Annotated in this window: 14 protein-coding genes; all 14 read right to left on the bottom strand. The window is 68.6% G+C overall.

Going from position 1 to position 13,886, the window contains the following annotated elements:
- Positions 1 to 58: 58 nt before the first annotated feature.
- Positions 59 to 532, bottom strand: coding sequence for a DUF2550 domain-containing protein (locus tag ACIBCM_RS26020; RefSeq protein ID WP_399247158.1), 474 nt, complete (start codon positions 530 to 532; stop codon positions 59 to 61).
- A 132-nt stretch (positions 533 to 664) separates the two neighbouring features.
- Entirely contained in the window at positions 665 to 1,048 is a 384-nt protein-coding gene (locus tag ACIBCM_RS26015; RefSeq protein WP_006346591.1) for a F0F1 ATP synthase subunit epsilon, read from the bottom strand.
- A 189-nt stretch (positions 1,049 to 1,237) separates the two neighbouring features.
- Positions 1,238 to 2,680 (bottom strand): F0F1 ATP synthase subunit beta, encoded by a 1,443-nt coding sequence (gene atpD / locus ACIBCM_RS26010; RefSeq protein ID WP_399247155.1) that lies wholly within the window; start codon positions 2,678 to 2,680, stop codon positions 1,238 to 1,240.
- On the bottom strand, positions 2,680 to 3,597 hold the full coding sequence (locus ACIBCM_RS26005; protein WP_399247153.1) for a F0F1 ATP synthase subunit gamma: 918 nt from the start codon (positions 3,595 to 3,597) through the stop codon (positions 2,680 to 2,682). The genes atpD and ACIBCM_RS26005 overlap by 1 nt, the downstream gene beginning before the upstream one ends.
- Positions 3,598 to 3,617: 20 nt before the next feature.
- Positions 3,618 to 5,210 (bottom strand): F0F1 ATP synthase subunit alpha, encoded by a 1,593-nt coding sequence (gene atpA, locus ACIBCM_RS26000; protein WP_399247151.1) that lies wholly within the window; start codon positions 5,208 to 5,210, stop codon positions 3,618 to 3,620.
- A 144-nt stretch (positions 5,211 to 5,354) separates the two neighbouring features.
- Positions 5,355 to 6,170 carry a F0F1 ATP synthase subunit delta gene (locus ACIBCM_RS25995; protein WP_399247149.1) on the bottom strand — a complete coding sequence of 272 codons (816 nt, stop codon included), beginning with the start codon at positions 6,168 to 6,170 and terminating at the stop codon, positions 5,355 to 5,357.
- Positions 6,167 to 6,724 (bottom strand): F0F1 ATP synthase subunit B, encoded by a 558-nt coding sequence (locus tag ACIBCM_RS25990; RefSeq protein ID WP_399247147.1) that lies wholly within the window; start codon positions 6,722 to 6,724, stop codon positions 6,167 to 6,169. Before ACIBCM_RS25990 ends, ACIBCM_RS25995 begins: the two co-directional genes overlap by 4 nt.
- A 44-nt stretch (positions 6,725 to 6,768) precedes the next feature.
- A complete protein-coding gene (atpE, locus tag ACIBCM_RS25985; protein ID WP_137993321.1) occupies positions 6,769 to 6,999 on the bottom strand; it encodes an ATP synthase F0 subunit C in 231 nt (76 codons plus the stop codon).
- Between the two features lie 86 nt (positions 7,000 to 7,085).
- Positions 7,086 to 7,904 (bottom strand): F0F1 ATP synthase subunit A, encoded by an 819-nt coding sequence (gene atpB / locus ACIBCM_RS25980; protein WP_399247145.1) that lies wholly within the window; start codon positions 7,902 to 7,904, stop codon positions 7,086 to 7,088.
- Between the two features lie 225 nt (positions 7,905 to 8,129).
- Entirely contained in the window at positions 8,130 to 8,567 is a 438-nt protein-coding gene (locus ACIBCM_RS25975) for a hypothetical protein (protein WP_399247143.1), read from the bottom strand.
- Between the two features lie 262 nt (positions 8,568 to 8,829).
- Positions 8,830 to 10,233 (bottom strand): MraY family glycosyltransferase, encoded by a 1,404-nt coding sequence (locus ACIBCM_RS25970; RefSeq protein WP_399247141.1) that lies wholly within the window; start codon positions 10,231 to 10,233, stop codon positions 8,830 to 8,832.
- A 108-nt stretch (positions 10,234 to 10,341) separates the two neighbouring features.
- Positions 10,342 to 11,592 (bottom strand): serine hydroxymethyltransferase, encoded by a 1,251-nt coding sequence (gene glyA / locus ACIBCM_RS25965; protein ID WP_399247139.1) that lies wholly within the window; start codon positions 11,590 to 11,592, stop codon positions 10,342 to 10,344.
- A gap of 438 nt (positions 11,593 to 12,030) precedes the next feature.
- Positions 12,031 to 12,684: a protein-tyrosine-phosphatase gene (locus tag ACIBCM_RS25960; RefSeq protein ID WP_399247137.1), complete on the bottom strand. Its 654-nt coding sequence runs from the start codon at positions 12,682 to 12,684 to the stop codon at positions 12,031 to 12,033.
- Positions 12,681 to 13,328: an L-threonylcarbamoyladenylate synthase gene (locus ACIBCM_RS25955; protein ID WP_399247135.1), complete on the bottom strand. Its 648-nt coding sequence runs from the start codon at positions 13,326 to 13,328 to the stop codon at positions 12,681 to 12,683. The genes ACIBCM_RS25960 and ACIBCM_RS25955 overlap by 4 nt, the downstream gene beginning before the upstream one ends.
- Positions 13,329 to 13,886: the final 558 nt, after the last annotated feature.

Raw genomic sequence — 13,886 nt, 5'->3', positions numbered from 1 at the left:
CACGGCGCCGCCTCATCCGTACGCACGAAGGCCGGCCGTACGGCCCCGGGCGGGGGTCCTACGCCACATTCACCCGCTGGCCCGGAGGCGCCGCCTCCAGCCACGCCAGGAAGCCCGTCAGCGCGTCCTCGCTCATCGCCAGCTCCAGGCGGGTCCCCTTGTGGAGACAGCCGAGCACGACCGCGTCGGAGAGCAGCGCCAGCTCCTCCTCGCCCTCGGGCGTACGGCGGGCGACGACCTCGATCGCCGCGCGCTCCAGGATCCGGCGTGGCCTCGGAGCGTACGAGAACACCCGGAACCACATGATCCGGTCGCCGCTGTAGCGGGCCACTCCGTACACCCAGCCCTTGCCGGTGGGAGGCGCGGCCCCGGCGGAGCCCGGGAGGTCCGTCTCCGGGACGTTCCACCGCAGGGAACAGTCGAAGGTGCCGCCGGAGCGCTGGATCAGCCGTCGGCGGAGGCCGAAGACGAACAGCCCGATCCCCACCAGTGTGACGACGACCAGGACGCTCACCAGCACAGCGAGGAACATCTCCACCGACCTCCTCGCATCATCCTCGTACCGAATCGCGATCCAACATGCACCTGCATTGCCTCAGCCGCGGCACGGTCTGGAGGTTCCAGTCCGGGCCGCGGCTGAGGGCGACGACTGTCGGCGGTGTGCTCAGCGCACCGCCACCGCGCGCAGACGGACATCGGCACGGCGCTCGGCGGCCGCGTCCGAATCCGACTTGGCACGCTCCAGCGCACGCTCGGCGCGCTGGGCATCGATCTCGTCCGCCAGCTCGGCGATCTCCGCCAGCAGCGACAGCTTGTTGTCGGCGAAGGAGATGAATCCGCCGTGCACGGCGGCGACGACCGTCCCGGCACCCTCGGGGGTGCTCGTACGGATGGTCACCGGGCCCGACTCCAGCACACCGAGCAGCGGCTGGTGACCGGGCATGACGCCGATGTCGCCGGACGTGGTGCGCGCGACGACCAGGGTGGCCTCGCCGGACCAGACCTGGCGGTCGGCGGCGACCAGCTCGACATGCAGCTCAGCAGCCAAGGGTGGCTCCTCGGGTCACCACCCGGCTGTGGCGCCGGGTGTTGGGTCATAAGTCTAGTAGGGCTCCGGACGCCGAAACGCCGGACCCCGCCCCGGCCGGGGTGATACGGCCGGAATCCGGAGGGGGCGTCCCCCGGACGGTGACGGTGGCCGGGGGCGGGAGGAACCCGCCCCCGGTCACCCGGCGATTCAGGAGACGCCGAGCTCCTTGGCGTTGGCCTTGAGGTCCTCAATGCCACCGCACATGAAGAACGCCTGCTCGGGGAAGTGGTCGTACTCGCCGTCGCAGATCGCGTTGAACGCGGAGATCGACTCCTCCAGCGGCACGTCCGAGCCGTCCACGCCGGTGAACTGCTTGGCGACGTGGGTGTTCTGCGACAGGAAGCGCTCCACACGACGGGCGCGGTGGACGACCAGCTTGTCCTCTTCGCCCAGCTCGTCGATACCGAGGATCGCGATGATGTCCTGGAGGTCCTTGTACTTCTGCAGGATCCCCTTGACGCGCGTGGCGGCGTCGTAGTGCTCCTGCGCGATGTAGCGCGGGTCCAGGATGCGGGACGTGGAGTCCAGCGGGTCCACGGCCGGGTAGATGCCCTTCTCGGAGATCGGACGGGAGAGAACCGTCGTCGCGTCGAGGTGGGCGAAGGTCGTGGCCGGGGCCGGGTCGGTCAGGTCGTCCGCGGGGACGTAGATCGCCTGCATGGAGGTGATCGAGTGACCACGCGTCGAGGTGATGCGCTCCTGGAGGAGACCCATCTCGTCCGCCAGGTTCGGCTGGTAACCCACCGCGGAGGGCATACGGCCGAGCAGGGTGGACACCTCGGAACCGGCCTGGGTGTACCGGAAGATGTTGTCGATGAAGAAGAGCACGTCCTGCTTCTGCACATCGCGGAAGTACTCCGCCATGGTCAGACCGGCCAGGGCGACCCGCAGACGGGTGCCCGGGGGCTCGTCCATCTGGCCGAAGACCAGCGCGGTCTTGTCGATGACGCCCGACTCGCTCATCTCGTCGATGAGGTCGTTGCCCTCACGGGTACGCTCACCGACGCCCGCGAACACCGACACACCGTCGTGGTTGTTGGCGACGCGGTAGATCATCTCCTGGATCAGAACGGTCTTGCCGACGCCGGCGCCGCCGAACAGACCGATCTTTCCACCCTTGACGTACGGGGTGAGGAGGTCGATGACCTTGATGCCCGTCTCGAACATCTCGGTCTTGGACTCGAGCTGGTCGAAGCTGGGCGCCTTGCGGTGGATCGGCCAGCGCTCGGTGACCTCGGCGTTGGCCTCGGGCACGTTCAGCACCTCACCGAGGGTGTTGAACACCTTGCCCTTGGTGAAGTCGCCGACCGGGACGGTGATACCGGTGCCGGTGTCGGTCACCGCGGCCTGGCGGACCAGACCGTCGGTGGGCTGCATCGAGATCGCGCGGACCACGCCCTCACCGAGGTGCTGGGCGACCTCCAGCGTCAGGGTCTTCAGCTGCCCGTCGGCGGCCGGGTCGGCCACCTCGACGGTCAGCGCGTTGTAGATCTCCGGCATCGCGTCGACGGGGAACTCCACGTCGACGACCGGGCCGATCACCCGGGCGACGCGGCCCGTGGCAGCGGCCGTCTCAACTGTCGTCGTCATTACTTGTCACTCCCCGCGGTCGCGTCGGCCAGGGCACTGGCTCCACCGACGATCTCGCTGATTTCCTGGGTGATTTCGGCCTGGCGGGCCGCGTTGGCAAGCCGGGAGAGGCTCTTGATCAGCTCTCCGGCGTTGTCGGTGGCCGACTTCATCGCGCGGCGGGTGGCCGCGTGCTTGGAAGCGGCGGCCTGGAGCAGCGCGTTGTAGATCCGGCTCTCGACATAGCGCGGCAGCAGGGCGTCGAGGACGTCCTCCGCCGACGGCTCGAAGTCGAACAGGGGCAGGATCTCGCCCTTGGTCCCGCTCTGCTCGGCGGCCTCGTCCAGGCTGAGCGGCAGCAGCCGGTTGGCCACCGGCGTCTGCGTCAGCATCGAGATGAACTCGGTGAACACGATGTGGAGCTCGTCCACACCGCCCTCGGCCGAGTCCTTCTGGACCGCCGCGATCAGCGGGTCCGCGACCTTCTTGGCGTCCGCGTAGGTCGGGCTGTCGGTGAAGCCCGTCCACGACTGCGTGACCTTGCGCTCACGGAAGCCGTAGTACGAGACACCCTTGCGGCCGACGATGTACGCGTCGACCTCCTTGCCCTCGCCCCGGAGCCGCTCGGTGAGCTGCTCCGCCGCCTTGATGGCGTTGGCGGAGTACCCGCCGGCCAGACCGCGGTCGCTCGTGATGAGCAGGATCGCCGCCCGGGCCGGGTTCTGAGCCTCGGTGGTGAGGGGGTGGTTGGTGTTCGACCCGGTCGCCACCGCCGTCACCGCGCGGGTGAGCTCGGTGGCGTACGGAGTGGAGGCCGCCACCTGGCGCTGCGCCTTGACGATGCGCGAGGCGGCGATCATCTCCATCGCCTTGGTGATCTTCTTGGTCGCGGTGACGGATTTGATGCGACGCTTGTAGACCCGGAGCTGGGCTCCCATGAGTCAGGTCCCTTCCGTCGTCACTTGGTGGTGCTGACCGGCACGTCTTCGCCCAGCAGCTTGCCGTCCGAGGTCTCGAACTGACGCTTGAAGGCGGCGATCGCGTCGCCGACGGCGGTGATCGTGTCGTCCGACATCTTCGCGCCCTCGGCGATGCTGGTCAGCAGCTCCTTGCGCTCACGGCGCAGGTGCTCCAGCAGCTCGGCCTCGAAGCGGCGGATGTCCTCGACCGGGACGTCGTCCATCTTGCCGGTGGTGCCGGCCCAGACGGAGACGACCTGCTCCTCGATCGGCATCGGCTGGTACTGGGCCTGCTTCAGCAGCTCGACCATGCGCTTGCCGCGCTCCATCTGCGCCTTGGAGGCCGCGTCCAGGTCGGAACCGAAGGCGGCGAACGCCTCCAGCTCACGGTACTGGGCGAGGTCCACGCGCAGTCGTCCGGAGACCTGGCGCATGGCCTTGTGCTGGGCGGAGCCACCGACGCGGGAGACCGAGATACCGACGTTCAGGGCCGGACGCTGGCCGGCGTTGAACAGGTCGGACTCCAGGAAGCACTGGCCGTCGGTGATGGAGATGACGTTGGTCGGGATGAACGCCGAGACGTCGTTGGCCTTGGTCTCGACGATCGGCAGACCGGTCATCGAACCGGCGCCCATGTCGTCGGAGAGCTTGGCGCAGCGCTCCAGCAGACGCGAGTGCAGGTAGAAGACGTCGCCGGGGTACGCCTCACGGCCCGGCGGGCGGCGCAGCAGCAGCGACACGGCGCGGTAGGCGTCGGCCTGCTTCGAGAGATCGTCGAAGATGATCAGGACGTGCTTGCCCTGGTACATCCAGTGCTGCCCGATGGCCGAGCCGGTGTAGGGCGCGAGGTACTTGAAGCCCGCCGGGTCGGACGCCGGGGCGGCGACGATGGTCGTGTACTCCAGGGCGCCGGCCTCCTCCAGCGCGCCGCGCACGGACGCGATGGTGGAGCCCTTCTGGCCGATGGCGACGTAGATGCAGCGCACCTGCTTGTTCACGTCGCCGGAGCGCCAGTTGTCGCGCTGGTTGATGATCGTGTCGACGGCCAGGGCGGTCTTGCCGGTCTGGCGGTCGCCGATGATCAGCTGACGCTGGCCGCGGCCGATCGGCACCATGGCGTCGACGGCCTTGTAGCCGGTCTGCATGGGCTCGTGCACCGACTTGCGGATCATGACGCCCGGGGCCTGAAGTTCGAGGGCGCGGCGGCCCTCGGTCTCGATCTCGCCGAGGCCGTCGATCGGGTTGCCGAGCGGGTCGATCACACGACCCAGGTATCCCTCGCCGACGGCGACGGAGAGGACCTCGCCGGTACGGGTGACCGGCTGTCCCTCCTCGATGCCGCTGAACTCGCCGAGGACGATCGCACCGATCTCGCGCTCTTCGAGGTTGAGGGCGAGGCCGAGGGTTCCGTCCTCGAACTTCAGCAGCTCGTTCGCCATGGCCGAGGGCAGACCCTCGACCTTCGCGATGCCGTCGCCGGCCAGGCTGACCGTACCGACCTCCTCGCGCGAGGCCGCGTCCGGCTTGTACGACTGGACAAAGTTCTCCAGCGCGTCCCGGATCTCCTCCGGCCGGATCGTGAGCTCCGCCATCTGGGTTCCCTGCTCTCCTTGTTGGGCCCGAAGTTTCTTACTGGGGGTCTGGGGGCCGACCCCCAGGAATCTTCTGCAATTTCTGCACGGCCCAACCGGGCCGCTGGTACTGCTTGGTCGTACGTGTTCAGTTGGTGGCGGCTGTCAGCCGGCCATCCGGCGGCTCGCCTCACCGAGGCGGTCCGCGATGGTCCCGTCGATGATCTCGTCACCGACGCGCACCGAGAGCCCGCCGAGGACCTCGGGGTCCACGTCCAGGTTCAGATGCATCGCGTGACCGTACAGCTTCGCCAGCGCCGCACCGAGGCGCTGCTTCTGCCGGTCGGTGAGCGGTACCGCCGAGGTGACGACCGCCACCATCCGGTCCCTGCGCGCCGCGGCGAGCTTGGACAAGGACTGGAGTCCCTGTTCCAGGCTACGTCCCCGGGGCGCGGTGACGAGACGGACGACCAGTCGCTCGGTGACCGGGTGGACCCGGCCCCCCAGCAGGCTGCGCACCAGCTCGCCCTTGGCGGCGACCGCCGCGGACTTGTCGGCCAGCGCCGCCCGCAGCCGCGGGTTCGAGTCCGCGATCCGGCCGAACCGGAACAGCTCGTCCTCGACGTCGTCCAGCGCGCCCGCCTTCTGGGCCGCGGTGAGGTCGGCGACGGCGGCCAGTTCCTCGATCGCGTCGACCAGGTCACGCGACGTGGACCAGCGGGAGCGGACCATGCCGGAGACGAGGTCGGCGCACTCCCCGCCCACCTGACCGCGCAGAAGGCGTCCCGCCAGCTCGGCTTTGGCCTCCCCGGGCTGCGCCGGGTCGGTCAGGACCCGGCGCAGGGACACCTCGCGGTCGAGCAGAGCGGTGACAGAGGCCAGCTCCCCGGCGAGCTTCGCCGCGTCGACGGACGTGTTGTCCGTCAGTGCGTCGAGGGACTCCCGTGCTGCGGCCAGTGCCTCGCGGCTCGCTCCGTTCACCGGCCGGCCTCGGCCTTCGACGTGCTGCCCTCGAGTTCGTCGAGGAAGCGGTCGATCGTACGGCTCTGGCGCGCGTGGTCCTCAAGGGACTCGCCCACGAGCTTGCCGGCCAGCTCGGTCGCCAGCTTGCCGACGTCCTGGCGGAGCGCGGCGGCCGCGGCCTTGCGGTCGGCCTCGATCTGGGCGTGACCGGCAGCAACGATCTCCTCGCGCTGCCGCTGGCCTTCCGCCCTCATCTCCTGGATGATCACGGTGCCCTGCTCGGTCGCCTCCTGGCGCAGCCGAGCGGCCTCGTGACGGGCTTCGGCGAGCTGGGCCTTGTACTGCTCCAGTACGCTCTCGGCCTCGGTCTTCGCCGCGTCGGCCTTCTCGATGCCGCCCTCAATGGCCTCCCGGCGCTCTTCCAGAACCTTGTTGATGTTCGGGAGGAGCTTCTTGGCGAGGAAGAAGAAGACGATGGCGAACGCGATCAGGCCGATGACGAGCTCGTCGGGATGCGGGATGAGCGGAGGCTGCTCCTCCCCCGCTGCCGCAATATTGAACAGAGCGCTCACATCAGTGCCTTCCGTGAAAAGAGTTGGGCTGTCCGGACCGCGTCCTAGTAGACGAAGCCCATGACGATGCCGATGAGGGCGAGCGCCTCACAGAAGGCGAAACCCATGATCTGGTTGGTACGGATCAGACCGGCAGCCTCGGGCTGACGGGCGAGGGCCTGGGTGCCGTTACCGAAGATGATGCCGACGCCGACGCCGGGGCCGATCGCGGCGAGACCGTAACCGATCGAGGCGACGTTTCCTTCGACGGCGGCGAGGGTCTGGAGAGCGGACATGCCGGTTCTTCCTTCTCTTTCAAGGACCCGGTGGGGGTTGGCCACCGGACGTCTGGGAGTGGGTTGTGGTGCGGTGGGGGTGAGGCTCAGTGGTGCTCGGAGAGCGCGCCCTGGATGTAGCTGGAGGCCAGCAGGACGAAGACGTACGCCTGGACGGCCTGGATGAACAGCTCGAAGACGATCATCGCCATGACCAGGATGAACGAGGTGCTGGCGTACAGGATCCCGATGCCGTTCAGCAGGTAGTAGGTCGCGAGCGTGAACATCACGATCAGGAGGTGGCCGGCGAACATGTTCGCGAACAGCCGCACCGCGTGGGTGAAGGGGCGGATCAGGAGGTTGGAGAAGAACTCCAGCACGACGACCAGCGGAAGGATCGGCCCGAGTTCCTTGTTGTAGCCGGTGATGTTCTTCCAGCCACCGACGAAGCCGTGCCTCTTGAAGGTGATGCTGAGCCACACGATGTACACGATGATCGCGAGCACCGCCGGGTAGGCGATCAGCGACGTCACCGGGAACTGGGCGATCGGGATGATCGACCACAGGTTCATGATCCAGATGAAGAAGAACAGCGACACCATCAGCGGGACGTACTTCTCGCCCTCCTTCCTGCCGATGATCTCGTAGACCACACCGCGGCGGACGAAGTCGTAGCCGGCCTCACCGACGAGCTGGAGCTTCCCCGGCACCACCTTCGGCCTGTTGAAGGCCGCCCAGAAGAACCCGACGACGACGATGGTGCTCGTGAAGGCGAGCAGCATCGGCTTGTCGAACTCGAAGTCACCCACCTTGAAGAGGGGCTCGTACATGAAGGTGTGGAGGCCGGGGGCGGGGAATCCACATTTGGAGTCAGAGAAGATCTGACAGTCCGCCTCGAAGGCGAGCATCTGGGGGTCAGCACTCACCGCGGGCTCCTTCAGCGTGGCGCATAGGTACGGCAACCTCGTTGTGTCGGCGCGGCGCGCAGCCGCAGTTCGGCACGGGACTGGTGTTACGGATGTGGGGGCGGCGGGCGGGCAGTGAGCCTCGCGGATGAGCAGGCGTCAGCTCAGATGCCCGCGCCCGCATTGCCGCAGTTGGCACCGGACGATAGCAGGAACGTGAAAGGCCATTTATCCCGCCCCTACCTTTCACGCCGACGACCCCGCCTTCTGCGTCTTGTCACCCTTCGTACCCTCTGGCTCCACATAGAGGATCTTGGCCTTCATATAGGCGCGGGCCTGCGCGGCGACCCAGACGATGGTCGTCGCCAGCAGCGTGAGCGCGAAGACCTTCGCATCGAAGAGAGTGGTGTCCTTGAACGCGGACAGGAAGACGAAGAGCAAGAGCAGCTGTGCCATGTAGAGCATCAGCCCCATGGCCTGGAACAGGTGCGGAAACTTCTTGGCTGTGCGCTGGAGCACGACGAGGCCGATCCCCATGAAGAGGACGACCACCAGGGTGCCGACGACCGCCCCGAGCGCTCCCTTGCCACCCGCGACGCCCGCGCTGACCGCGACGGCGATCACGCCGGCTGCAACGGTGGGTACGGCGGTGTTCAGGAGGGTGCGTGCGTCATTTGACGGCATGGCGGCAGCTCCGATTGCTGATGGGGGCAATGGTGTCGTCATGGACGAGCGTAATCCGGATCCGAGTCGGGTCCTCGGGGCCAACAGACCGTCGCACTACGGTCTTTCGGCTCTGTCGCCGGTTCTCGTGAATCGTATCACAAGCTATTTGAAGAGGTCTTTACCCAATGGTGTGCCAACTCTCACACATGAGAGTCAACGTGCGCGTGTGCGCATGATTCAGCGGGTAATTGTCTGGTATCAGGGTGGAAAGTGGGGTACGTCACCCACGCGTTCCGGCCTTCCTCCGGTCGGAAAGGCGCGAACGGGCACTCAGCGCGGTCGCCCCGTTGACACCCGCGGGAAACCTCACCGGCCGCTCCTCCGGCTCCCCCGACGCCCCTGACGTGCCGGATGTCCCTGCCCCCGCCGCCGGCCGCGGGGCATCCCCCGCAGGCTCCGGGGAGGCCGCCTGGGACCCGTACGCGGGCAGAGCGCCGGACCGGCCGCCGCGGGCCCCGCGGCGGCGGTAACGCGGCGGGACGAACGCCTCGGCCCAGCGGGGCGCCCGCGGGGTGAAGCGCGGCAGCAGCAGAAGCCCGAGGCCCACCGCGCTCAGCCCCACGATGGCCATCACGATCCACAGTGACGCCGAGTGCACCGAGTACAGGACGACCCCGAAGGCGATCAGCGCCGACCAGAAGTACATGATCAGGACCGCCCGGCTGTGCGAGTGCCCGATCTCCAGCAGCCGGTGGTGCAGATGACCGCGGTCAGCCGCGAACGGCGACTGCCCGTTCCACGTCCGGCGCACGATCGCCAGCACCAGGTCCGCCACCGGAATCGCGATGATCGTCAGCGGCAGCAGCAGCGGGATGAAGACCGGCAGCGCCGCGTGGGTCACTTCACGGGTGCCGCCCTCGAAGAGCTTCAGCGCGTCCATGTCGACCTGGCCGGTCACCGAGATCGCCGCCGCGGCGAGCACCAGACCGATCAGCATCGAGCCCGAGTCGCCCATGAAGATCCGCGCCGGATGCATGTTGTGCGGCAGGAAGCCCAGGCACATGCCCATCAGGATCGCGGTGAACAGCGTCGCCGGGGCGGCGGCCTCGATCGTGTACCCGAACCAGATCCGGTACGAGTACAGGAAGAAGGCCGCGGCCGCGATGCAGACCATGCCCGCCGCCAGACCGTCGAGACCGTCGACGAAGTTCACCGCGTTGATGGTGATCACCACCAGGGCCACGGTCAGCAGCGTGCCCTGCCAGTCGGTCAGCGAGACCATGCCGACACCGGGTACCGGGATCCACAGGATCGTCAGACCCTGCATGACCATCACACCCGCGGCGATCATCTGTCCGCCGAGCTTGATCAGGGCGTCGATCTCGAACTTGTCGTCCAGGACGCCGATGATCCAGATCAGGGCGGCGCCGGACAGCAGCGCACGGGGTTCGTTGGACAGCTCGAAGACACTGTTCAGATTCTGCAGATGATCCGCGACCAGCAGCCCCGCGCACAGCCCGAAGAACATGGCGATGCCACCGAGCCGGGGTGTCGGTTCTCGGTGTACGTCACGGGCGCGGATCTCCGGCATCGCTCCGGTCGCGATGGCGAACTTGCGCACCGGACCCGTCAGCAGATAGGTCACCGCGGCCGTGACACAGAGCGTCAGCAGATAATCACGCACGGGCTGCCCCACAGGAAATCGCCGGCCATCTCAGCCCCACACCCTAGCCGTGGTGGCCGCATGGTTGAGGACATGCGGGGGCCGATGACGGTTGCACTCCGCTCTCGGCTACCCCGTACAAGGGGGAAATCTACCCGCCAGCTCGCTCACTTCGGCACGAACCGTACCGGCCGCCGCGCCCTCGTCGCGGATGGCCGCGGTGAACAGTCCGGCGATCCGCGCCATCTCCCGCTCGCCCATGCCCTGGGTGGTCAGGGCGGCCGTACCCAGCCGGATCCCGCGGCCGTCTCCGTACGGCAGGGCACAGGTGTCCAGGACCATTCCCGCGGCCGCCAGACGGCCCCGCGCGGTCCTGCCGTCCACACCCAGCGGAGAGGGATCCGCGCTGATCAGATGGGTGTCCGTGCCCCCGGTGAGCACCGCGAAGCCCTCCTCCGCGAGACCGTCCGCCAGCACCCGCGCATTGGCGACGACCTGATGGGCGTACGCCGTGAACGCCGGCGCCGCCGCCTCACCGAAAGCGACCGCCTTGGCGGCGATCGTGTGCATCTGGGCGCCGCCCTGGGTGAACGGGAACACCGCCCGGTCGACCCGCTCGGCCAGCCGGTCGCCGCAGAGGACCATCCCGCCGCGCGGTCCGCGCAGCACCTTGTGTGTTGTGGCGCACACCACATCCGCGTACGGGACGGGGCTGGGGGCCGCGCCGCCCGCGATCAGGCCCATCGGGTGCGCGGCGTCCGCGATCAGACAGGCTCCGACCTCATCGGCGATCTCCCGGAACAGGGCGTAGTCCGGGTGGCGCGGATAGGAGATCGAACCGCACACGATGGCCTTCGGGCGATTCCGGCGGGCGAGGACGCGGACCTGTTCGTAGTCGATGAGCCCGGTCTCCGCGTCCACTCCGTAGCCGACGAAGTCGAACCAGCGGCCGGAGAAGTTCGCGGGCGATCCGTGGGTGAGATGGCCGCCGTACGCGAGGCCCATCGCGAGCACGGTGTCGCCCGGCCGCAGCATGGCCGCGTACGCGGCGAGCACGGCGGAGGAGCCGGAGTGCGGCTGCACATTCGCGTGCTCGGCGCCGAACAGCGCCTTCGCGCGGTCGACCGCGATGCGCTCGGCGGCGTCGGCGAACTCGCAGCCGCCGTGGTACCGGGCGCCGGGATAACCCTCGGCGTACTTGTTGGCGAGCGGCGATCCGAGGGCGGCGAGCACGGCCGGTGAGGTGAAGTTCTCCGCGGCGATGAGCTGGAGGGTGTCGCTCTGGCGTCCGAGCTCGCCGAGGATCACATCCGCGATCTCGGGATCCTGGCGGCGGAGGTCGTCGAGGGGGGCGGGGGCGGTGCTGAGGTGCGTGGGCATGGGAGGCATGGCGGGCTCCGGGCACGGAGGGTCGAACTGCCCCTCCAATGTAGGCCGCGCCCCATCCCCCTGCCCGCCGCCCGGGCCACCCGGGTCACGCCTGCAACCCCAGCCCGCCCGGCGTGCCCGAGGCTCTCGGGCCGGGAGCAGCATTCCCCGCCCGGAACGGGCAACCCCGGCCCGCCCGGAGCTTGTGGAAGGACCTGAACCACAGGACCGCCGAATCCAGCCCGCCCGGCCTGCCCCAAGCTCTCGGACCGGGGCGGGATTCCCAGCCGGTCCGGCGCTTGAGGACGGACCCGGGCCACAGGACCGGTCACCTGGCACGACCCCCGGCACGAGCCACCAAACCCAGCCCGCCCGGCCTGCCCCAAACCCTCGGGCCACGGCAGCAATCCCAGCCCGTCCGGCGCTTGAGGACGGACCCGAGCCACAGGCTCAGGAACAGGATCGCGTCGGGATACCCGTCAGCGCCGTCAGCACAGGATCCAGCGCCTGATTGATCTCGTCACCGATCGAGCGGAAGAACGTGATCGGCGCACCATACGGGTCGTACACCTCATCCGCGTCCGGGCTGGGCGCCAACAGCCACCCCCGCAGCGCCGCCGCCGCCCTCACCAGCGCCCGCGCCCGCTCGACCATGCCCTCGTCCCGCGGATCCGGCAGCGTGGCCGGGTCGATCGCGCGCACCAGCCGGGTGAACTCCTTCAGCGTGAAGGTCCGCAGCCCCGCGGAGTGCCCCATGGAGATGACCTGCGCCCGGTGATCCCGCGTCGCGGTGAGTACGAGATCCGCGCGGATCACATGCTCGTCCAGCAGCTCCCGCCCCACGAATCCACTCGCGTCCGCCCCGAAATCCGCGAGGACGAGCTCCGCGTTGGCCTCCATCGGCGCACCCTCGTGCCCCCAGGTCCCCGCGCTCTCCACGATCAGCCCGCTGGTCATCAGATCACCGAGGCGATCGCTCAGGGCATGACGCGTCAGCCGCTCGGTGATGGGCGAGCGGCAGACGTTGCCGGTACTGACATGGAGGATTCTGAACGTGTCGCCGGTGTCGGCCTCACCTATGCCACGCCCCTCAGGAGCGATCAAGGGGCCACCTCAAGGTCGGGTACGACCTTGCGCAGCTCATCCGCGTCGAGGGCACCCGCGCGCAGCAGGACGGGCATCTCGCCCGTGACGTCGACGATCGAGGACGGCACGATCCCGGGCGTCGGACCGCCGTCGAGATACACGGAGACGGAATCGCCCAGCATCTCCTGCGCGGCACCGCAGTCCTCGGGCGCCGCGTGCCCGGTGAGGTTCGCCGAGGACACCGCCATGGGGCCGACCTCCGTGAGCAGCTCGATCGCGACCGGGTGCAGCGGCATCCGGATGGCGACCGTGCCCCGGGTGTCCCCGAGGTCCCACTGGAGCGACGGCTGATGCCGGGCGACCAGCGTCAGCGCCCCCGGCCAGAACGCGTCGACGAGTTCCCACGCCTGCTCGGAGAAGTCCGTGACGAGGCCGTGCAGCGTGTTGGGAGAGCCGATGAGGACAGGGGTCGGCATGTTGCGCCCCCTGCCCTTGGCCGCCAGCAGATCGGCGACGGCCTCGGAGCTGAAGGCGTCCACACCGAGCCCGTACACGGTGTCGGTGGGCAGCACGACCAGCTCGCCCCGGCGGACGGCGGACGCGGCCTCACGCAGGCCGGTCTTACGGTCGGTAGCGTCGTTGCAGTCGTATCGCCGAGCCATCAGGGGGCCTCCTCATTTTTTGGCGCTCGGTTCGCCTCCGAGGCGCTCAAGCGTCCACCGACAGTCGATCGTGCTCGACCACCTTTTTTGGGCGCTCGGTTCACCTCCGAGGCGCCAAAGCGTCCACCGACGGTCAATCGTGCTCGACCACCTTTTTTGGGCGCTCGGTTCACCTCCGAGGCGCCAAAGCGTCCACCGACGGTCAATCGTGCTCGACCACCTTTTTTGGGCGCTCGGTTCACCTCCGAGGCGCCAAAGCGTCCACCGACGGTCGATCGTGCTCGACCACTCGTTCCTCGCGGCCTCCGCGCGTTCTCCCTATCGGCACCCGCGCGCCTCTTCAGCTCACTCGCGGAAAGCCCGGTCACCCACCCCCGCGGATGCGGCACCCGCCTCCACGCATTCTCCCTATCGGTGCCCGCGCGCCTCTTCGGCTCACTCGCGGAAAGCCCGGTGACCCGCCCCCGCGGATGCGGCACCCGCCTCCACGCATTCTCCCTATCGGTGCCCGCGCGCCTCTTCGGCTCACTCGCGGAAAGCCCGGTGACCCGCCCCCGG

This window comes from Streptomyces sp. NPDC051018, assembly GCF_044456085.1.
Taxonomy (GTDB): domain Bacteria; phylum Actinomycetota; class Actinomycetes; order Streptomycetales; family Streptomycetaceae; genus Streptomyces.
The sequence above is the reverse complement of the archived record's forward strand: the minus strand, read 5'-3'. Positions and strand labels throughout refer to the sequence as shown.